The sequence below is a fragment of the Micromonospora sp. NBC_00821 genome, from assembly GCF_036347035.1.
In the GTDB taxonomy this organism is placed as follows: domain Bacteria; phylum Actinomycetota; class Actinomycetes; order Mycobacteriales; family Micromonosporaceae; genus Micromonospora; species Micromonospora hortensis.
In genome coordinates, this window is the sequence record NZ_CP108880.1 from 89,518 (window position 1) to 108,968 (window position 19,451).

A 19,451-nucleotide genomic window follows, 5' to 3' on the forward strand; every position below is an offset into this window, starting at 1 on the left:
ACCGTCAGGCCCGGTCCGGGCGCATCGCCGGCCCCCGGTCGGCCCCAGGCCGCACCGCTCCTGCCCCGGCCACCATCGATGATCGCGCGGCGCTGGCCGGGGCCATCCGGCGACGCGGGTCCGATGGTGCTGGTGGCGTCGACGGCGGCGGCGGTCGTCGGCGCCTCGGCGCTCACGACGGTTCGTCCGGGCCTCGGCTGGCTGGTCGCCGCGTTGGCCGGCACGGCCGCCCTCACCACAGCCGCCGTCGTCAGGCCCCTGACGTCCTCCCCGTTCGCGGCCCGCACCGAGCCGACCGAGCCCGGCACCGCAACCGGCGCCGAACCCGCCCGTCCCGGTGCCACGGGGGCACCGGGACGGGTGGCGCAGGTCGCCTGGGCTGCCGCGACGGTCGCCTTGATCGCCGTCGGCACGTTCCGGGCCGCCGGTTGGCTCTTCGCGCTCTGCCTGATCGCAGCGGTGGGGGCCGGGACGCTCGCGGTGACCGGCGGGCGAAGCCCACTCGGAATGCTTGTCGCCGTGACCCTGCCACCCGCCGCGACGGTACGGGCGCTTCCGTGGGCGATACGCGGAGTGCGCACCAACCGCTCGGCGGGGTCGGGGGTCGGGTTCGGACGCATCGTGACCAGCCTGGCGGTCTCCGCCGTCCTGCTGACGCTGTTCGGGCTGCTCTTCGCCTCCGCCGACGCGGTCTTCGCCAACCTGGTCGGCGGGCTGCTGCCCGACATCGGCCCGGCCGGTGTGATCGGCTGGTTGCTGCGGCTGACCCTGATCGGCGGTGGCCTGCTCGGCGGCGCGTACCTGGTCACCCGCCCACCCGACCTGGAGGGCCTGCGACCGGCGTCGTCACGGCCGGCCCACCGGCTGGAGTGGACCCTCCCGCTGGTGTTGCTCGACGCCCTCTTCGCCGCGTTCGTGCTGGTCCAGCTGACAGTGTTGTTCGGCGGGGCGGGGCACGTGCTGCGGACGGCGGGGCTCACCTACGCCCAGTACGCCCGCGGCGGGTTCTGGCAACTGCTCGCCGTCACCGCACTCACCCTGCTGGTGATCGCGATCGCCGCCCGCCGAGCGCCGAAGGCCACCCGGAGGGACCGCCTGCTGGTCCGCGTACTGCTCGGCACACTCACCGCGCTCAGTCTGGTGATCGTCGCCTCGGCGCTCTACCGAATGCAGGTCTACGCCGACGCGTACGGAGCCACCCGGCTGCGGCTCGTCGTGTCGACTGTCGAGATCTGGCTCGGGCTGCTCTTCGTCCTGGTCGGGGTTGCCGTGGTGCGGCTGCGGGCCGAATGGCTCCCTCGGCTGGTGGTCGGCACCGCGGTACTGGCGCTGCTCGGGTTGGCCCTTCTGAACCCGGATCGCCTGATCGCCGAACGGAACGTCGCCCGGTATCTGGAGACCGGCCGGTTGGACGTCAGCTACCTGTCCGGGCTGTCGGCCGACGCCGTACCGGCTCTGGACCGGCTGCCCGAGCCGATGCGCTCCTGCGCGCTGGGGCAGATCGCCTCCGAGCTGCCCCGGGACGGGTTCTGGGCGGAGAACCTCGGCAGGGAACGCGCCAGGCGGGTTCTCGACACGACCCCGGTGAGCGCCAGCCTGACCGACTGCCTCGGGTTGCAACGCTGGTGAGCGCTTGACAATCGCGTACGGCGGGCGAGACTGCCGGGGTGGCCAAGCAACTCCCCGACGTGGGGTCGAGCGGTGCGGTACCGCCGCCCCGGCGGTCCCGGATCGTGCTGGCCGAGATCACCAGGCAGGACACCCGCGCCGAGCGGACCCGCGCCGAGCTGGCCCAGCAGACCCAGGTCGGCGAAGCGCTGGTCCGCGGCCTGGTCCGGGCCCAACTCGCGCTGGCGCTGCGGCTGTCCCTGGTGGTGGCCATCGGTCTGGGTGGGCTGCCCTGGCTGTTCGCGATCGCGCCCTCGCTCGGCCGGACCACAGTCACCGGCGTCAACCTGCCGTGGCTGCTGCTCGGGGTGGCCTCCTTTCCGTTCCTGATCGGCGTGGGCTGGGCGTACGTGCGGCTGGCCGAGCGCAACGAGCAGGACTTCACCGACCTGGTGCAACGGCCGGAGCGCTGAGTGGGCAACGACTTCGTGGTCCCGGCCATCGTGGCGGTCACCCTGGTCACCGTCGGGATCGGCTTCTACGGGCTGCGGTTGGCCCGAACCACTTCCGACTTCCTGGTGGCGTCCAGGGCCATCAGTCCCACCTGGAACGCCGCCGCCATCGGCGGGGAGTACCTGTCAGCGGCGAGCTTCCTCGGCATCGCGGGGCTGGTCCTCAAGTACGGCGTGGACGTGCTCTGGTACCCGGTCGGGTTCGCCGCCGGCTACCTGGCCCTGCTGCTCTTCGTGGCCGCGCCACTGCGCCGCTCCGGGGCGTTCACCCTGCCCGACTTCTGCGAGTTGCGGTTGGGCTCGCGGCGGCTCCGCATCCTCGCCACCGCCTTCGTGATCTTCATCGGTTGGCTGTACCTGGTGCCGCAACTCCAGGGCGCCGGGCTGACCCTGGCCACTGTGGCCGGCTCCCCGTACCCCCTCGGCGCCCTGCTGGTGGCGGCAGTGGTCACCGCGAACGTGGCACTGGGCGGCATGCGCGCGATCACCTTCGTGCAGGCGTTCCAGTACTGGCTCAAGCTGACCGCCCTCGCCGTACCGGTGATCTTCCTGGCCCTGCAGTGGCAGGCCGACGGCCGCCCGGCGGTGACCCCGCCCGACGGGCCGACGTTCCGGGCCGCGACCACCGTCGTGGTCGAGCACCGCGCGACCCTCACCCTGCCCGACGGTGACATCCGGGAGGTACGCCCCGGCGACGAGTTGACCTTCGCTGCCGGTGATCCGGTGCCGGACGTCTCCGGAGTGGCCACCGATGCCAACGACTGGTTGCTGCCCAGCGCCGCCGGTGACGACGACCGCGGCCTGTTCGCCACGTACTCGCTGATCCTGGCCACCTTCCTGGGCACCATGGGCCTGCCGCACGTGCTGGTCCGCTTCTACACCAATCCGGACGGCGCGGCGGCCCGTCGGACCACGCTGGTGGTGCTGGCCTTGGTCGGCGCGTTCTACCTGCTGCCCACCCTGTACGGGGTCCTCGGCCGGATCTACACCCCGCAGTTGCTGCTCAGCGGCCAGACCGACGCGGTGGTGGTGCTGCTACCCGAAGCGGCCCTGGGTGACGGCCTGGCCGGGCGGCTACTCGCTGCGCTGGTCGCCGCGGGCGCCTTCGCGGCGTTCCTCTCCACCTCGTCCGGCCTGCTGACCAGCGTCGCCGGGGTGATCTCGACGGACGTGCTCGGTCGAGGGTCGGTACGCGGGTTCCGGCTGGCCACCGTCATCGCCGGTGGTGTGCCAGCGGTGCTGGCGCTGCACGTCTCCGGGCTGGACGTCTCGCAGGTCGTCGGGCTGGCCTTCGCGGTCGCCGCGTCGAGCTTCTGCCCGCTGCTGGTGCTCGGCATCTGGTGGCGCGGGCTGACCGACGTGGGCGCCACCGCCGGCGTGGTGGCCGGCGGCGGCGCGGCGATCGGCGCGGTGCTGGTCACAGTGCTCGGGCCACCGCTGTCCGGCTGGCCGGCCACGCTCATCGCGCAGCCGGCCGCCTGGACGGTGCCACTGGCCTTCACGGTGATGGTCGCCGTGTCGATGGCGACCCGCCGGCGGGCCCCGGCCGACGTCGCCGCCACCATGCTCCGCCTACACACCCCGGAAGCCCTCCGCATGCAGTGATCACCGCTGCGACATGCCCTCAGCAGGTGTCAGTGCCGGCGCAGAGCCGCTGCGCCACCGGGCGGGCGTACCGCAGCGCCTCCTTCGGGGTGGTGTCCATGTCCAACGCCACCTGTGCCACAAGGTCACCCTGCCGTACGACGAGCCAGCGGCTCCGCACGCCCTCGATGTCCGAGCCCACCAGCAGAGACTCGTCACCGGCCCCCAGCCCATCGGCCAGGACCGACATCGAACTGGTCGCCCCCCTGGGTTCGCAGTCGGTGAAAAGTGCCCGGACCGCGTCCATCTCACGGGCGGCATCGCGAATCGAGAAACGGACGACGCGTTGAATCATCCTGTCGGTCGGCGAGTCGAACGACACGGTTCGCTGGGCGAGCCTGCCGTTGGACGTTCCCGTCGGCGCTTCGCGACAGTAGATCGACACTGACTCCAGGCTCCAATCGCCGTCGATGTCGTCCTCTGCCATCGTGAAGCCGGCGGGCAGATCCGAGAGCCGCAGCATGGCTGCGGCCGGAATCGCCGGGTTGGTGGAACCGGCCGACGGCGTACGTGACGGGCTCGATGGCGGTGCGGCGGGAGTGGTGCTGGTCGTCGACGACCGAGGTGCGGCCGAGGTGGCCGACGGCGTGGGTGTCGGGGTGGGTGTCGGCGTGGGTGATCCGGTCGCCGGCAGCACCGGCGTCGGCGCGCCCTCCCGGCCACCGGCCAGCGCCACCGCGCCGGTGGCCACCAGGGCCACCGCCACCACTGCGGCGAGCGCCGCCGCGATCCTCGTCTGACGGGTCCGCCGCCGGCCGCGCTCCCGCACCTGTGCGGTCGGGGGCCAGCTCAGGTGCTCGGTGTCCCGGAACAGGTCAACGAAGGGCTGATCAGGCATTGCTGACCTCCTCGGGGAGGGTGGTGCCGAGCAGAGGTGCGAGGGCCTTACGCCCTCGGGCGAGTCGGGCCTTGACCGTGCCGACCGGAACAGCAGTCCGGGTCGCGATGTCCGCGACCGAGAGATCCGCGAGGTGGTGCAGGACGATCGCCTCGCGTTGGTCAGTCGGCAACTGGCGTAACGCGGAGACCAGCGCGACGGTGTTCTCCGACGGTGGTCCGACAGCGTTCACCGGACCATTCCGCCGATGGGCGGTGATCCCGTTCCGGATCTTCCGCCAACGGTTCTGAAGCAGGCGGTGTCCCACGTGGTGCACCCACGCCTCCGGATCGTCGTACTCGCTGATGCGCCGCCAGCGCTGCCAGGCCCGCACGTACGCCTCCTGTGCGGCGTCCTGCGCCTCGTGGAGGTCGCCACCGAGCGCGTACAGCACTGTGACGACCCGGTGCCTGCTGGCTCGATAGAACTCCTCGAAGCCGTCATCTCTGTCCAATGTCTCTCCCCGTTTCGCTCCTGCCCCTGTCACCCGCGAGCGCGGTGTCCGGTTGCACAGCTGGCCGCGCTGGATCGACCTGCTCCGCGATCTTGCACTTTCTGTCGCGACAGAGGACGCATATCCCCCATGTCGACAACAGAGACCGCAAGATCGGCGGGTCTGTTGCCCGGAACCTTCGTCCGCCTCGGGGATGATCGCGGGTCCGCCCGTCGCCGGACGGCGGAACTGGCGATCGACGGATAACGTCGGCGCATGACTGTTGAGCACCCCGCGCTCGCACTGCGTGGCCTGGCCAAGCGGTTCGACGGCACGATCGCGGTGGCCGGCGTCGACCTGGACGTCCCCGCCGGCTCCTTCTACGGCCTGCTCGGCCCGAACGGCGCCGGCAAGACGACCACCCTGTCGATGGCGGTCGGGCTGTTGCGACCGGACGCCGGCTCGGCCTGGGTGCTCGGGCACGACGTCTGGCAGGACCCGGTCACCGCCAAGCGGCTGCTCGGTGTGATGCCCGACGGGGTCCGGTTGTTCGACCGGCTGACCGGCGCGGAGCTGCTGGCGTACAACGGGTTGTTGCGGGGGATGGACCCGACGGTGGTCGACCAACGGGCTGCCGAGCTGCTGGACGTGCTGGCGCTCGGTGACGCCGGTCGAACGCTGGTGGTGGACTACTCGGCGGGCATGAAGAAGAAGATCGGCCTGGCCTGCGCGCTGCTGCACGGCCCCCGGGTGTTGGTGTTGGACGAGCCGTTCGAGGCGGTCGACCCGGTCTCCGCGGCGCTGATCCGGGACATCCTCACCCGGTACGCGGCCGGCGGCGGCACCGTGGTCTTCTCCAGCCACGTCATGGAGGTCGTCGAGCGGCTCTGCTCGCACGTGGCGATCCTGGCCGGCGGCACCATCAAGCGGGTCGGGACCATCGACGAGGTCCGCGGCGGTCGCTCGTTGGAGCAGGTCTTCGTCGAGGTGGTCGGCGGGCGCACCGCGACCGGCGAGGAGCTGTCGTGGCTCTCCCAGTGAGCGCGGACGCCACCCCCGCCGCACCCGTACGCGCTGTCTCCGCTCGCCACTTCGTGCGGCTCAAGCTGCGGGTGATGGGCAACAACTTTCGGGGCCAGGGTTGGCGGATCGCCCTGTTCGTCGGCGGCGCGTTGCTCGGGCTCTGGTTCGCCGCCGCCGGGTTCTTCCTCTTCGCCGCGCCGGGCCTGACCGACGACGGCCGGTACGCGGTGCTGATCGCGGCGGCCGGTGGCGGGCTGCTGGTGCTGGGTTGGCTCCTTCTCCCGCTCGTCTTCTTCGGCGTGGACGAGACACTGGACCCGGCCCGGTTCGCGCTGCTGCCGCTTCCCCGGCGCACGTTGGTGACCGGCCTGTTCGTGGCGGCCCTCATCAGCGTGCCGGTGCTGGCGGTGCTCATCGCGTCGTCCGGGCTGGTGCTGACCTCCTGGTCGTTGGGCGGCTGGTCAGCGGGGTTGGTCGCCGTCGTGGGTGTGCTCGCCGGGTTGCTGCTGTGTGTGGCGGCCAGCCGGGCGGTGACCAGCGCCTTCGCCACGATGTTGCGGTCCCGACGGGTCCGCGACCTGGCGGCCGTGCTGCTGGCGGTGACGGCCGCGCTGCTCGGCCCGTTGCAGGTCTTCGGCCTCGCCGCGCTGCGCGAGGCGGACTGGACCCGGTTGACCGGCGTGGCGACCGTGATCGGTTGGACGCCCTTGGGAGCTCCGTGGACCGTCGGCATCGACGTGGCCCAGGGGCGGGTGTGGGCGGCACCGGTCAAGTTGCTGATCACCGTGGTGGCGCTCGGTGCCCTGCTGGCCTGGTGGTCCCGGTCGATCGAGTCGGCGATGGTGGGTGCGGCGAGCGCCGGTAAGGCCCCGGTGCGGCGTGGGGTCACCGGCGGCGCGGTCGCCCAACTGTTTCCCCGGGTCGCCACCTGGGCCGGCCGGGACCGGTTCGGTGCCCTGGTCGCTCGGGAGGCCCGCTACTGGTGGCGGGACGCGCGCCGCCGGGCCAACCTGATCACGATCGCTGTGGTCGGCATCTTCGTACCGGTGTTGATCAACGTTACGGGCGGGGACTTCGCGTTCGAGGACGGCGCCGGGTTCACGGCGGCTGCCAGCGACAGCTCACCGGTGGTGGTCACCATCTCCATGCTCCTCGTGGGCGTGCTCGCCGCTGTCACCCTGGCCAACCAGTTCGGCTTCGACGGCAGCGCGTACGCGGCGAACGTGGTCGCCGGGGTGCCCGGCCGGGTCGAGTTGCGGGCCCGGATGACGGCTTTCTCGCTGTACGTGCTGCCCATGTTGGGCGTCGTCGCTGTGGTGTTGTCGTTTCTGCTCAGTCGACCGGAGTGGATCGGGCTCACCATCGGCGGCCTGGTCGCCACCTACGGCGCCGGGCTGGCGGTGAACAGCCTGATCTCGGTGCTCGGGGCGTACTCACTGCCGGAGACGAGCAACCCGTTCGCCATGAACAGCGGTGCGGGCCTGGCGAAGGGCCTGCTCACCCTGCTGGCCATGCTCGCCTCGGTGGTCGCCGCGGTGCCGATGGTGGTGGCCGCCGCGCTGCTCGGTGACGCGTGGCTCTGGCTGGCCCTGCCGGTCGGCGCCGCGTACGGGCTGGGCGCGGCGCTGCTGGGCGCGTACCTGGCCGGCGACGTCCTGGACCGGCGCCAGCCGGAGCTGCTGGCCACAGTCACCCCGCGCCGCTAGTCAGCGCGTCGGCTGGGGTCCTGGGCGGCGTCGGCGATGAAGCCACGCCAAGCGGCTGGCGCGAAGCTGAGGGTCGGGCCGGAGCGATCCTTGCTGTCCCGGACCAGAACGACGCCGGGCAGATTGTCCGCCACCTCGACACAGGCACCACCCGTGTCGCCGGACCTGGTCGACGTCCGCCAGTGGGGTTGAGGAACGGTCATGGCCGTCAGCGTGGCCAGAGCCTCCTGGGACACCTCGGCACCGGCTCGGGCGGCCTTCAACGCCCGCACCCACATCTCGACGTTCATCCTTACCTCTCCGGTAAATACGTGACTGCGCTGTGTAGTAAGTTGCGGCACCAGCGGCCGTGCCGGGCGCGAACGGATCGGAGCGGTCGGTAGGCCCGCCGAATCAATTACCCGCGTGGGCGAACGGGCCGACGGTGGCCCTGCCGCGACCAGGCCGGGCCGGTTGGCTGACCCCGGCGCAAACCTGGCGCGCGAACGGTGGCCGCTGGTGAGCTGCGCCGGCCGGGAGCGCCACGCCACCACAAGCGATATACCTCTGAGTCATATTTATGCCTCAGAGGTATATCGCTCAAACCGGAGAGACCCTTCGACCACCGTACGGGGTCGGCCGATCGCGAAGGCCGGGCCCGGCTGGTGAGCCGGGCTGCTGGTCTACCTGGCCACGATGATGGCGGAGGCCGGTGATCAGCTCGCCCGGCTCGGCGGACGACCCGCCGATCTGCACGAGCGCTTCCTTGGTTGGGCGAGGGGTCGGGGCGGCACAATGTTTCACGTGAATCATGAGCCGGGTGCCGAGATCCACCACACCGATCCGTTCGCGGTGCCGACCGGGCAACGGTCGCCGGTACGCCGGCTGCGTGGTCGCCTCGCCGCACCGGTGACCCTCTGGACGGCACCCGGCCCGGCCGGGCTGACCGTCTCGTCCACCCTGGTGGCCGAGGGGGAACCGGACCGGCTGCTCGGGCTGATCGACCCGGAGTCCGACCTCTGGGCGGCCGTCGAGGAGTCGGGGCGGTTCGCTGTCACGCCGCTCGGCCCGCCGCACCGGCAACTCGCCGACCGGTTCGCCGGCCTCTTCCCCGCCCCGGGCGGGCTCTTCGCCACCGGCGGATGGAACGAGACGCCGTACGGGCCGGTTCCGACGGATGCCGGCGGCTGGGCCGGGTGCCGGCTGGACACCGCCCGGGAGTACGGCTGGGGCCTGCTGGTCGAGGCCACGATCGAGGCGGTCGACCTGGCCGACGAGGCCACTCCGCTCCTGCACTACCGAGGTCGCTACCACGAGCTGCCGAGCTGAACGGACGCCCCGCCAGGGTGACCGATCACCGCAGTGACCTGAGTCACTTGGCGCAGCCAGTCAACCGCTCGGCGCACTCGCCGACCGGCGTCGATCTCAGCCTTCCCTGGCGGGGAGTGCGCTCTTTACGGTGCGCGAAACTCCTCTGACGCCTGTGAAGGTGGTGATCCACAGATGTCCACGGACACACCCGCTCCGGCCGCTTCCCAGTCGGACAAGTACCTGGCCGTACAACGGTCGGACGAGTTCGCCGGGCTGCGGCGTGCGCTGCGCGGCTTCGTCTTCCCGATGACCGTCGCGTTCTTCCTGTGGTATGCGCTCTACGTCATTCTCTCCGCGTACGCCCGGGACTTCATGGGCACGAAGCTGTTCGGCAGCAACATCAACGTCGCACTGGTCTTCGGCCTGCTCCAGTTCGTCTCCACGTTCCTGATCGCCTGGCTCTACTCCCGGTACGCGGACCGGAAGATCGACCCCATCGCGGACCGGATCCGCGCCGAGATCGGGGAGGTGACCCGTGAAGACGGTTCACGCGGTTGAGACGTTCCTCGCGGCTGAGGCGGGCGATCACACCGCCCGCAACCTGACCATCACGCTCTTCCTGGTCTTCGTGGCGGTGACCCTGGGCATCACCATCTGGGCCAGCCGGCAGACCAAGACGGCGACGGACTTCTACGCGGGCGGCCGGTCCTTCTCCGGCTTCCAGAACGGCATGGCGATCGGCGGCGACTACATGTCGGCCGCCTCGTTCCTCGGCATCGCCGGCATCATCGCGCTGTACGGCTACGACGGCTTCCTCTACTCGATCGGCTTCCTGGTCGCCTGGCTGGTGGCCCTGCTGCTGGTCGCGGAGCTGCTGCGGAACTCGGGCCGGTACACGATGGCGGACGTGCTGGCCTTCCGGATGCGTCAGCGTCCGGTGCGTACGGCGGCGGCGGTCTCCACCATCACGGTGTCGATCTTCTACTTGCTCGCCCAGATGGTTGGCGCGGGCGCGCTGGTCGCGCTGCTGCTCGGCATCCGGCCGGGGACGACCTTCCTCGGCATGGACGCGGACACCGCCAAGGTGGCCACCATCATCATGGTCGGCACGCTGATGATCATCTACGTGACCGTGGGTGGCATGAAGGGCACCACCTACGTGCAGATCGTCAAGGCGTTCCTGCTCATGGGCGGCGCGCTGTTGATGACCATCCTGGTGCTGGCGAAGTTCAACTTCAACCTGTCGGAGCTGCTCGGCCAGGCGGCCGCCGCGTCCGGCAAGGGCAGCGCGTTCCTCGAACCCGGGCTCCGGTACGGCGTCGAGGTCGCCGGCAACTCGACGCAGACGTTCTACAACAAGGTCGACCTGCTGTCCCTGGGCATCGCCCTGGTGCTCGGCACCGCCGGTCTGCCGCACATCCTGATCCGCTTCTACACGGTGCCGACCGCGAAGGCGGCCCGTAAGAGCGTGCTCTGGGCGATCGGCATCATCGGCACCTTCTACCTGCTCACCCTGGCCCTCGGCTTCGGTGCGGCGGCGCTGGTCGGCAGCCAGGCGATCACGGCGCAGGACAAGGCCGGCAACACCGCCGCGCCGCAGTTGGCCGAGGCGCTCGGCATCGACTTCTTCGGCGGTGAACTGGGCGGGGCAGCTCTGCTGGCGATCATCGCGGCGGTCGCCTTCGCCACCATCCTCGCGGTGGTCGCCGGGTTGACGTTGGCCTCGTCGTCCAGCCTGGCGCACGACTTCTACGCGAACGTGCTGAAGAAGGGTGAGGCGTCGGAGCGGCAGGAAGTGCGGGTCGCCCGGATCTCCGCCCTGGGGATCGGCGCGGTGTCGATCGCCCTGTCGATCTACGCGCAGAATCTCAACGTGGCGTTCCTGGTGGCGCTGGCCTTCGCGGTCGCCGCCTCGGGCAACCTGCCGGCGATCCTCTACAGCCTCTTCTGGCGGCGGTTCAACACCTCCGGCGCGGTGTGGGCGATCTACGGCGGGCTGATCTCGGCCGTGCTGCTGGTGTTCTTCTCGCCGGTGGTCTCCGGTGCGGCGACCTCGATGTTCCCGGACCACGACTGGCAGTGGTTCCCGCTGTCCAACCCGGGCATCCTCTCCATCCCGTTCGGTTTCCTCTGCGGATGGATCGGCACCGTCATCTCCAAGGAGCACGACGAGGAGAAGTACGCGGAGCTGGAGGTGCGCGCCCTCACCGGCTCTGGCGCCCACTGATCGCGGCACCTGTCGAGGGGTCCCCGGTTGACGTACGACGTCAACAGGGGACCCCTTCCGCTAATTGGGCGGTCGGTAGGCTGAGCCGCATGAAGGTTGCTGAGCGCTTTGGGTCCGGTCACCGCGTCCTCGTCACCGGCGGAGCTGGCTTCGTTCCGTCGCACCTGGTGGACTCGCTGATCGCCCGAGGCTGCACTGTGGTGGCGCTGGACAACTTCGTGACCGGCTCCAAGGAGAACGTCGCCCACCTGCTGGACCGACCGACCTTCACCCTCGTCGAAGCGGACATCTCCGACGGTCTGCCGACCCACCACCCGGCGCTGGCCGAGCGGTTCGACGCGATCCTGCACATGGCCTCGCCGGCCAGCCCCACCGACTTCGCCCAGTTGCCTGTGGAGATCCTCCGGGTCGGCTCGGTCGGCACCCTGCACCTGCTGGAGCGCGCGGCCGCCGACGGCGCCCGGTTCCTGATGGCGTCCACCTCCGAGGCGTACGGAGACCCGAAGGAGCACCCGCAGCGGGAAACGTACTGGGGCAACGTCAACCCGATCGGGGTCCGCAGCGTCTACGACGAGGCCAAACGCTTCTCCGAGGCCGCCACGATGGCGTACCACCGCTACCGCGGGCTCGACGCGGCGATCGTCCGGATCTTCAACACGTACGGCCCGCGGATGCGCCCGGACGACGGCCGCGCCATCCCCACCTTCATCTCCCAGGCGCTGCGCGGCGAGCCGATCACCGTGCACGGCACTGGCAACCAGACCCGGTCCATCTGCTTCGTCGAGGATCTGGTGCGCGGCATCCTGCTGCTGCTCGACTCGACCGAGACCGGCCCGGTCAACTGCGGCACCGAGCACGAGCTGACCATGCGGCAACTCGCCGAGTTGATCGTGTCGCTCTCCGACAGCACCTCGAAGGTGACCTATGTCACCCGCAGCTCGGATGACCCGGAGATGCGCCGACCGGATCTCACGCTCGCTCGTGAACTGCTCGGATACGAGCCGTCGGTAGCGCCCGAAGATGGCCTGCGACGCACGATCGAGTACTTCCGGTCGCGGCTAGGGTAACCAGATCTTCGCGTACCGCCTGCCGCTGAGTGTCGCCTGAAGGCGGCAGTGGCTCCCGCTACGTACCCTGAGTTACATGTCCGCGACCTCGTCAGCCGGCGTCCCGCATCCGTACCTGCACCGCAGCGCCGGGCGCGCGTCGGTGCCCGGCCCCGATCGGGGCGCCTCCGGGCGTGCCCGTCCGACCGAGGCGCGCTTCTACCCGTCGTACGACGAGGAGCAGCCTCCCTCCGGCGGCCCGGCGGGGCCCACCGGGCCCGGCGGCCCGGGTGGCACCGGCGGATCGGGGCGGCGCGGCCCGCGACCGCGCTGGGGTCGGATCGCCCTGGTGGCCGGGGCCGCGGTGCTGGTGTTGGCGCTGCTCGGCAGCGTCGGCGCCTGGTTGTACGCGCGCAACCTCAACAGTGACCTGGCTCGCACCGACCCGTTCGCGGAGATCACCGGTGGCCGGCCCGCCAAGACCGTCGATGGCGCGCTGAACATCCTGCTGGTGGGCAGCGACTCACGGGACCCGGACGCGCCTGTCGACAGCAAGAGTCAGTGGCGCGCCGACACGATCATCGTCATGCACATCCCGGCCGACCACCAGGAGGCCTACCTGGTCTCCATCCCCCGGGACCTGTACGTGCCGATCCCGCAGAGCGCCGGCGCGGACTGCGGCTCCGGTTCGCGCGCGAAGATCAACGCAGCGTTCGCGTTCGGTGGGCTTCCGCTGGCGGTACGCACCGTGGAGTGCTTCACCGACGTGCGGATCGACCACGTGATGGCGATCGACTTCGGCGGTTTCAAGGAGGTCACCGACGCTCTCGGTGGGGTGGACCTGAAGGTGGAGCGCACCATCACCTCGATCCACAAGCCGTACCGGACCTTCACCAAGGGCACCAACCACATGGACGGCGCGGAGGCGCTGGACTGGATCCGGCAGCGCAAGCAGTTCCCGGACGGGGACTTCGCCCGGATGCGGCACCAGCAGGAGTTCCTTCGGGCACTGATGGACAAGGCGGCCAGCACCGGCACGCTGGCGAACCCGAAGAAGCTCAATGATTTCCTCAAGTCGGTGACCGCAGCCGTAACCGTCGACCAGACTTTCTCGGTTACAGACATGGCGCTGCAGTTCCGTAACCTGCGCGGCCAGAACCTCACCTTTGTGACCAGCCCGAACTCGGGCAGCGACACCATCAACGGCGAGTCGGTGGTGGTGTCGGACCGGGAGAAGGCACTCGCGATGTACAAGGCCATGTCCGCGGACACGATGGCCGACTGGGTCAAGGCGAACCCGCCGAAGAGCAACGACGGCGGCTGACCGCGGCCCGGCTGGCACCAGCCGTTCGGGTCATCGAGAAACGACGATCGACCGAGTCTGCGAAAGTCGACGTCCAGATTGACCCGGGATGAACTCGCCAAGTCGATTTGATGTACGTACAGTGGTGCCGCCCCCTCCTGATCACGAGCTGGAGCACGCATGCCGGTTCAGGCCAGTCGTCGCCCTTCTTCCTCCGGGTCCGCCGCCCCCAGCGGTCGAGTCGCTGCGGCCATACCCGCGCAGGCACGCCCCTCGGGGGGCGGGCCGGGCTCGCGTCCGCCCGGCAGCGGCGGTGGCGGCGGTGGCGGCGACCGCCCGGGTGGCGGTGGGTCGAAGAAGCGGACCAAGCGCAAGGACCCACTCTGGGCCAGGCTGACAGTTGTCTTCGGTGCCGTGCTGATGCTGAGCAGCGGGGTGGCCATCGTCGGCAGCAAGGCGTTGATCGGGCAGGCGACCGGCGGCATCGCGAAGGGCAATCTGCTGGGTGATGCCGGCAAGTCCGACGCCGAGGGCGGTGCGAGCCTGGACGGCCCGATCGACATGCTGCTGCTCGGCGTGGACGCGCGGGAGCGCTGGGCCGCCGACGACGTCCGCTCGGACAGCATCATCATCCTGCACATTCCGGCCACGCACGACCAGGCGTACCTGATCTCGATCCCCCGGGACACCGAGGCGCAGATCCCCGCGTTCAAGAAGAACGGCTACGGCGGCGGCTCCGGAAAGATCAACGCCGCGTTCCAGGCCGGTGCCGCAAATGGTGGCGGCTGGGAGGGTGGCGCCCAGCTGATGGCCCAGACGATCAAGCGGCTCACCGGGATCAGCTTCGACGGCGCGGCGATCATCAACTTCGGCGGCTTCAAGAACGTCATCGACACCCTGGGCACTGTGCGGATCTGTGTCAGCCAGGAGGTCAAGTCGCTGCACATGTCGTACGTCGACGGCAAGCCGATGTGGAACGCGGACGCCAAGAAGACCGGCAAGCAGCGGACCCCTGTGGTGCACAAGAAGGGCTGCCAGGAGATGGAGGGTTGGGCCGCGCTCGACTACTCCCGGCAGCGCAAGTCCCTCAAGAACGGCGACTACGACCGGCAGGCCAACCAGCAGCAGCTGATCAAGGCGATGGCGAAGAAGGCCACCGAGGGCGGGATGTTGTCCAACCCGGCCAAGATGAACAACCTGATCAAGGCGGCGGGCAAGGCGTTCGTGCTGGACACCGGCGGCGTGCCGATCGAGGACTTCATCTTCACCATGCGCGGGGTCACCGGCAACGAGCTGACCATGCTCAAGACCAACAACGGCACCTTCCACGCCAACAACAACAACACCGAGGGCTTGAGCGAAGAGACGATGGCGATGTTCCAGGCCGTCAAGCAGGACAAACTCGCCGAGTTCGTCTTCACCCACCCCGAGGTGATCTCCAGCCGCAAGTGAGGCCGGGAGTCGCGGAAAGCCAGCGACGGCCCCCTCACCGCCCGTAGCCTGACGTGAGCAGGTTTCACGTATCGGCTGCGGGGAGGCGGTCACGTCCAGGTGGGGACGGAACGCAGCGGACCGGGTCGGAGCGGCCCCGTCCGACCGGTCGCCTCGCGCCCGTTGGCCGCGGATCCTGCTCGGCATCGGCCTGGCTCTCGTCCTGCTGGCGGGGCTCGCCGTGGCCGGGCTCAAGACGCTCAGCCACCGCTACGACCGCACGGTGACCAAGGAGCAACTGCTCGACGCCGACGCCCGCACCGAGCGCACCGACCTGGACGGGCCGCTCAACTACCTCCTGGTCGGCTCCGACCGGCGTCCGGGCGGCAGCGGCCCCGACCAACGCTCGGACTCCATCCTCATCGTGCACGTCCCCGCCGGGCAACGGGAGGCGTACCTGGTCTCCATTCCCCGGGACCTGCTGGTCGCCATCCCGCCCGCGAACGGCTTCGGCGGCGGTCAAGACAAGATCAATGCCGCGTACGAGCACGGCGGCGGCGGGCAGGCCGGCGCCCAGCTGCTCTCCGCCACCCTGCACCGGCTCACCGGCATCCGGTTCGACGGCGCCGCGCTGATCGACTTCTCCGGCTTCCGGAAGGTCATCGACCTGCTCGGCGGGGTGGAGATGTGCGTGGACACCGAGGTCCGCTCGATCCACACCAACCGGGTCTTCCCCACCGGCTGCCACCAGATGGACGGCGCGCAGGCGCTTGACTACGTCCGACAGCGCTACGACCTGCCCGGCGGCGACTACGACCGGCAGCACCACCAGCAGCAGCTGCTCCGGGCGATGTTGGACAGCGCCGGCAGGGCGGACCTGCGGAGCAACCCCGTCAAACTCGACCAGGTGCTCCGGGCGGTCGGCGGCTCGTTGACCGTCGACACCAACGGCGTACCCCTGGAGGACCTGCTCCTCGCGCTGCGCGCGCTGCCGCCCGACGCGATGCGCGGCGTCCAGGTGCCCTCCTCGCCGCAGACCATCGACGAGGTCTCGTACGTGGTGCTGGACAACGGCGGCAACGGGCTCTTCGAGGCGCTCCGCGGTACCCGGGTGCCGGCCTGGGCGCAGGCCAACCCTCGCTGGGTGACCCGGTTGTGACGGTGCCGACGGCCCGGTCGGTGCCGAACCGGGCCATGAGGATCTAGTGTTGCTTCCTGTGTTCGGACCCCAGGTTCCCACCGTGCCCGTGACCGAGATCGCCGACGAGACCTACCTGCTGGATGTGCGGGAGGACGACGAGTGGGCGGCCGGCCACGCGCCCACCGCCCACCACCTGCCAATGATGGAGTTGCCGGCCCGGCTGGCCGAGGTGCCCACCGACCGGGAGGTGGCTGTCGTCTGCCGTTCCGGCGGGCGTTCCGCCCAGGTCGTCGCCTACCTGATCAACAACGGTTGGGAGCAGGTGCGCAACGCCGACGGCGGGATGCGTCAGTGGGCTGCGGTCGGCCGACCGGTGGTCGACGCGAACGGGCAGCCCGGCCGGGTCATCTGAGGCCGGCGCAATGGGCGGGCCACTGGTCTTCGCGCACCGCGGCGCCTCGTTCGACCTACCCGAGCACACCCTCGCCGCGTACCTGCGCGCCCTCGACGAGGGTGCCGACGGCCTGGAGTGCGACGTCCGGCTGACCCGGGACGGGCACCTGGTCTGCGTGCACGACCGACGACTCGACCGCACCAGCAACGGTCGCGGTCTGGTCAGCGCGCGTACCCTCGCCGAACTGGACGCCCTGGACTTCGGCTCGTGGCACCCGGGCAGCGCCCCGGACGGCGACCTGCCACCGGACGAGTCACACACCCGGCTGCTGACCCTGGCCCGGCTCCTGGACGCGGTGCTCGCCGCCGGGCGACCGGTCCGACTGCTGGTGGAGACGAAGCACCCGTCCCGCTACGGCTCGAACGTGGAACGGCGACTGGTCAACCTGCTGCGCCGGTACGGGCTGGCCGACCCCGCGCCGGACGACAGGGTGCAGGTCACCGTCATGTCGTTCTCCCCGCTGGCGGTCCGTCGGGTGCGCGAGCTGGCACCGACGCTGCCCACCGTGCTGTTGCTGGAGGTGCTGCCGCGCTGGCTGCGGTTGGGTCGGCTGCCGTTCGGCACCCGGATCGCCGGGCCGGGCGTCGGCCTGGTCCGGGCCCGCCCGCAGTTGCTGCCCGCACTGCGCGCTGCCGGCAACCAGGTGTACGTCTGGACGGTCAACGAGCCGACCGACCTGGAGCTGGTGCTGGCCGCCGGGGTGGACGGGATCATCACCGACCGGCCCGCGTACGCCCTCGCCCGGCTGGACCGCTGACCCATCGACCGGGCGGGGGTGCCCAAAACCGGGTCGGCGGGGCAGACTCGGCACATGCCGGAGCGTATCGATTTCCCCGCTCTCCTCGCCGGCCACACCGTCGTGATCGAGATGATCAACTCTGGGGACGCGGGCCTGCCCGTCCTCACCCAACTGCTCCGGGTGGCCCAGCCGGCGCTCGGCGCGACCGGGATGGCATTCGTCGAGTTCGGTCCTACCGGCGGTCGCGTCATCGCCGCGACCGGCGCGGCGGAGTGGGCCCTCGGCCGACCACTGGCGGCCGACGACCCGGACACCGTCTGCCTGCTCTCCGGGCCACGGGTACGCGAGGCGCGGGTGAGTGACCTCAACGGCAAGTTGGCCGGCGAACTGGCCGGCAGCGGCCTGCGCTGGATGGTCGTCTCCCGGGCCGAGATCGGCGGTCACACCGTCGGCAGCCTGCACGCGCTCTACCCGGGTGACGACGAGCCGGGCGCCGAGCAGCAGGGGGTGATCGCCTACCTCGCCTCCTGCGTCGGGCACATGTACGGCGACCAGAGTGGCCTGCCGGTGCACGGCGACGGCCCGGTGGTGGCGGCACTCGCCGACGGGCTGGCAGTCGTCGACCGCGACGGGCACGTCCGGCTCTGGAACCCGGCCGCCGCCCAGGTCACCGGCCGGACGGTCGAGCAGGCGCTGAGCCGCCCGCTGCCGTTCCCGCTGCCGCCCTCCGGGCAGGTTCGGGACCACCGGATGCCGGACGGCCGCTGGCTGCGGATCACCTCCGGCGACCTGCCCGGCCCGGGAACGTTACGGGTGGTCACCTTCCGCGACATCACCGACCAGCAGCGCCGCGACCACGACCGCGAGCTTTTCGTCGCGGTGACCAGCCACGAGCTGCGCACCCCGGTCACCGTCATCAAGGGGTACGCGGACACCCTCACCGACCACTGGGAGTCGCTGACCGACGTCGACCGACGGCAGGCGGCCCGGGTGATCGGGCAACGTGCCAACGAGCTGGCCCGGCTGGTCGACCGTCTGCTCAGCTCGGCGGCCGAGGTGGGGCCGGGCGACGACCCTCCCACCCCGTTCGACCTCGGCGAGGCGCTGCGCTCCGCCGTCGTCGACCTGCCGGCGGAGCTGCGCCGCCGGCTGGTGCTCCGCCTCCCGAGCGATCTGCCCAAGGCGCTCGGTCACCGGCCCAGCCTGGCCACCGTGCTGACCGAGTTGACGACCAACGCCGGTAAATACTCGGCGCCTGGTTCTCCCATCGAGATCACCGCCTCGGGCGACGGCCATCTGGTGGCGTTCCGGGTCAGCGACCAGGGCATCGGCATCCGACCCGAGCACGTGGAACGGGCGTTCGACCGGTTCTGGCAGGGCGAGTCCGGCGACCGTCGCGGCTACCCGGGGGCCGGGCTCGGCCTCTATCTCGTCCGCCGGATCGTTGAACAGCAGAATGGATGGGTATCCCTACGTCCGAGGACCGGCGGCGGTACGGTCGCAGAGGTGCGGCTACCACGCGGTTGACCAGGGGTGGCGCGACGTGGAGGCGACGGTGGCAGCGGCAACGAGGGATCGAGCGTGGTGCGTGGTGGTTCCCCACCACCCGGGCGGGGCACGGCTGGCCCGACACCGGCTCGCCGCCGAACTGACCGACGTCGTACCCCCGACGCTCCTCGCGGACCTGATCGCGGTGCTCGCGGAACTGGTGGGCAACGCGGTGCGGCACGCCAGACCGCTGCCCGGCGGCGTGATCCGGGTTGCCTGGCAGCTGCGGCCCTCGGCCGAGGGCGCACTGATCCAGCTGCGGGTCACCGACGGCGGCAGCGCGAGCACCGGGCCACGGCTGCGGACGGCCAACCCGGACGCGGCGGACGGGCGCGGGCTGCACATCGTTGCCGGCCTGGCCACCCGTTGGGGCGTCGAGCAGGACGGCATGGGCCAGCGCGTCTGGGCGGAGTTCGACCCGACGCCGACATCTCGACCCGACCTGGTGTCGGCGAGCTGAGGACGGCTC

19 protein-coding genes are annotated in these 19,451 nt (G+C 70.7%); 16 read left to right on the forward strand and 3 right to left on the reverse strand.

Annotated features, from left to right (window positions below; genetic code table 11):
- Positions 1 to 123: 123 nt before the first annotated feature.
- The 3 genes from OHB44_RS00425 to OHB44_RS00435 are packed head-to-tail and all read left to right on the forward strand — an operon-like array spanning position 124 to position 3,725.
- Complete coding sequence (locus OHB44_RS00425; RefSeq protein ID WP_330439328.1) at positions 124 to 1,629, forward strand: DUF4153 domain-containing protein; 1,506 nt, start codon at positions 124 to 126, stop codon at positions 1,627 to 1,629.
- A gap of 38 nt (positions 1,630 to 1,667) precedes the next feature.
- Positions 1,668 to 2,081 carry a hypothetical protein gene (locus OHB44_RS00430; RefSeq protein WP_330439329.1) on the forward strand — a complete coding sequence of 138 codons (414 nt, stop codon included), beginning with the start codon at positions 1,668 to 1,670 and terminating at the stop codon, positions 2,079 to 2,081.
- Positions 2,082 to 3,725: a sodium/solute symporter gene (locus OHB44_RS00435; RefSeq protein WP_091396835.1), complete on the forward strand. Its 1,644-nt coding sequence runs from the start codon at positions 2,082 to 2,084 to the stop codon at positions 3,723 to 3,725.
- A gap of 19 nt (positions 3,726 to 3,744) precedes the next feature.
- Here OHB44_RS00435 and OHB44_RS00440 read toward each other — a convergent pair whose 3' ends face one another.
- Entirely contained in the window at positions 3,745 to 4,602 is an 858-nt protein-coding gene (locus OHB44_RS00440; protein WP_330439331.1) for a hypothetical protein, read from the reverse strand.
- A complete protein-coding gene (locus tag OHB44_RS00445) occupies positions 4,595 to 5,095 on the reverse strand; it encodes a SigE family RNA polymerase sigma factor (RefSeq protein WP_238687562.1) in 501 nt (166 codons plus the stop codon). Before OHB44_RS00445 ends, OHB44_RS00440 begins: the two co-directional genes overlap by 8 nt.
- A 255-nt stretch (positions 5,096 to 5,350) precedes the next feature.
- On the opposite strand from OHB44_RS00445, the gene OHB44_RS00450 reads away from it, so the two are divergent.
- Together OHB44_RS00450 and OHB44_RS00455 are read left to right on the forward strand one after the other, a co-directional pair.
- Positions 5,351 to 6,115 (forward strand): ABC transporter ATP-binding protein, encoded by a 765-nt coding sequence (locus tag OHB44_RS00450; protein ID WP_151497138.1) that lies wholly within the window; start codon positions 5,351 to 5,353, stop codon positions 6,113 to 6,115.
- Complete coding sequence (locus OHB44_RS00455; RefSeq protein ID WP_442932645.1) at positions 6,100 to 7,803, forward strand: ABC transporter permease; 1,704 nt, start codon at positions 6,100 to 6,102, stop codon at positions 7,801 to 7,803. The genes OHB44_RS00450 and OHB44_RS00455 overlap by 16 nt, the downstream gene beginning before the upstream one ends.
- Here the strand turns inward: OHB44_RS00455 and OHB44_RS00460 are convergent.
- Positions 7,800 to 8,006, reverse strand: a complete 207-nt coding sequence (locus OHB44_RS00460; RefSeq protein WP_238687957.1) for a DUF397 domain-containing protein — start codon at positions 8,004 to 8,006, stop codon at positions 7,800 to 7,802. The genes OHB44_RS00455 and OHB44_RS00460 overlap by 4 nt on opposite strands.
- A gap of 472 nt (positions 8,007 to 8,478) precedes the next feature.
- On the opposite strand from OHB44_RS00460, the gene OHB44_RS00465 reads away from it, so the two are divergent.
- The 11 genes from OHB44_RS00465 to OHB44_RS00515 all read left to right on the forward strand — a co-directional run bounded on the left by OHB44_RS00465 (position 8,479) and on the right by OHB44_RS00515 (position 19,442).
- A complete protein-coding gene (locus OHB44_RS00465; protein ID WP_238687564.1) occupies positions 8,479 to 9,111 on the forward strand; it encodes a flavin reductase family protein in 633 nt (210 codons plus the stop codon).
- 174 nt (positions 9,112 to 9,285) lie between these two features.
- Entirely contained in the window at positions 9,286 to 9,651 is a 366-nt protein-coding gene (locus OHB44_RS00470; RefSeq protein ID WP_088950720.1) for a DUF485 domain-containing protein, read from the forward strand.
- The gene (locus OHB44_RS00475; RefSeq protein WP_238687565.1) at positions 9,629 to 11,320 is read left to right on the forward strand and encodes a solute symporter family protein; all 1,692 of its coding nucleotides are present in this window, start codon (positions 9,629 to 9,631) and stop codon (positions 11,318 to 11,320) included. Before OHB44_RS00470 ends, OHB44_RS00475 begins: the two co-directional genes overlap by 23 nt.
- A gap of 89 nt (positions 11,321 to 11,409) precedes the next feature.
- Positions 11,410 to 12,387 carry an NAD-dependent epimerase/dehydratase family protein gene (locus OHB44_RS00480; RefSeq protein ID WP_238687566.1) on the forward strand — a complete coding sequence of 326 codons (978 nt, stop codon included), beginning with the start codon at positions 11,410 to 11,412 and terminating at the stop codon, positions 12,385 to 12,387.
- A 76-nt stretch (positions 12,388 to 12,463) separates the two neighbouring features.
- On the forward strand, positions 12,464 to 13,690 hold the full coding sequence (locus OHB44_RS00485; protein WP_330439332.1) for an LCP family protein: 1,227 nt from the start codon (positions 12,464 to 12,466) through the stop codon (positions 13,688 to 13,690).
- Positions 13,691 to 14,089: 399 nt separating this feature from the next.
- On the forward strand, positions 14,090 to 15,121 hold the full coding sequence (locus tag OHB44_RS00490) for an LCP family protein (protein ID WP_238687697.1): 1,032 nt from the start codon (positions 14,090 to 14,092) through the stop codon (positions 15,119 to 15,121).
- Positions 15,122 to 15,341: 220 nt separating this feature from the next.
- Positions 15,342 to 16,259, forward strand: coding sequence for an LCP family protein (locus tag OHB44_RS00495; RefSeq protein ID WP_266304138.1), 918 nt, complete (start codon positions 15,342 to 15,344; stop codon positions 16,257 to 16,259).
- A 58-nt stretch (positions 16,260 to 16,317) separates the two neighbouring features.
- Positions 16,318 to 16,653, forward strand: a complete 336-nt coding sequence (locus tag OHB44_RS00500) for a rhodanese-like domain-containing protein (protein ID WP_266304137.1) — start codon at positions 16,318 to 16,320, stop codon at positions 16,651 to 16,653.
- A 10-nt stretch (positions 16,654 to 16,663) separates the two neighbouring features.
- Positions 16,664 to 17,452: a glycerophosphodiester phosphodiesterase gene (locus tag OHB44_RS00505; RefSeq protein WP_238687569.1), complete on the forward strand. Its 789-nt coding sequence runs from the start codon at positions 16,664 to 16,666 to the stop codon at positions 17,450 to 17,452.
- Positions 17,453 to 17,506: 54 nt separating this feature from the next.
- Positions 17,507 to 18,961, forward strand: a complete 1,455-nt coding sequence (locus tag OHB44_RS00510; RefSeq protein ID WP_238687570.1) for a PAS domain-containing sensor histidine kinase — start codon at positions 17,507 to 17,509, stop codon at positions 18,959 to 18,961.
- A gap of 61 nt (positions 18,962 to 19,022) precedes the next feature.
- Positions 19,023 to 19,442 (forward strand): ATP-binding protein, encoded by a 420-nt coding sequence (locus tag OHB44_RS00515; RefSeq protein ID WP_238687571.1) that lies wholly within the window; start codon positions 19,023 to 19,025, stop codon positions 19,440 to 19,442.
- Positions 19,443 to 19,451: the final 9 nt, after the last annotated feature.

What these genes read in the sequence shown, in the direction of transcription:
- OHB44_RS00450 (WP_151497138.1), top strand. Translation starts at nt 5,351, where the DNA reads ATGACTGTTGAGCACCCCGCGCTCGCACTGCGTGGCCTGGCCAAGCGG.
- OHB44_RS00440 (WP_330439331.1), bottom strand. Translation starts at nt 4,602, where the DNA reads ATGCCTGATCAGCCCTTCGTTGACCTGTTCCGGGACACCGAGCACCTG.
- OHB44_RS00460 (WP_238687957.1), bottom strand. Translation starts at nt 8,006, where the DNA reads ATGACCGTTCCTCAACCCCACTGGCGGACGTCGACCAGGTCCGGCGAC.
- OHB44_RS00480 (WP_238687566.1), top strand. Translation starts at nt 11,410, where the DNA reads ATGAAGGTTGCTGAGCGCTTTGGGTCCGGTCACCGCGTCCTCGTCACC.
- OHB44_RS00465 (WP_238687564.1), top strand. Translation starts at nt 8,479, where the DNA reads ATGATGGCGGAGGCCGGTGATCAGCTCGCCCGGCTCGGCGGACGACCC.
- OHB44_RS00485 (WP_330439332.1), top strand. Translation starts at nt 12,464, where the DNA reads ATGTCCGCGACCTCGTCAGCCGGCGTCCCGCATCCGTACCTGCACCGC.
- OHB44_RS00490 (WP_238687697.1), top strand. Translation starts at nt 14,090, where the DNA reads ATGCTGAGCAGCGGGGTGGCCATCGTCGGCAGCAAGGCGTTGATCGGG.
- OHB44_RS00510 (WP_238687570.1), top strand. Translation starts at nt 17,507, where the DNA reads ATGCCGGAGCGTATCGATTTCCCCGCTCTCCTCGCCGGCCACACCGTC.
- OHB44_RS00505 (WP_238687569.1), top strand. Translation starts at nt 16,664, where the DNA reads ATGGGCGGGCCACTGGTCTTCGCGCACCGCGGCGCCTCGTTCGACCTA.
- OHB44_RS00425 (WP_330439328.1), top strand. Translation starts at nt 124, where the DNA reads ATGGTGCTGGTGGCGTCGACGGCGGCGGCGGTCGTCGGCGCCTCGGCG.
- OHB44_RS00470 (WP_088950720.1), top strand. Translation starts at nt 9,286, where the DNA reads ATGTCCACGGACACACCCGCTCCGGCCGCTTCCCAGTCGGACAAGTAC.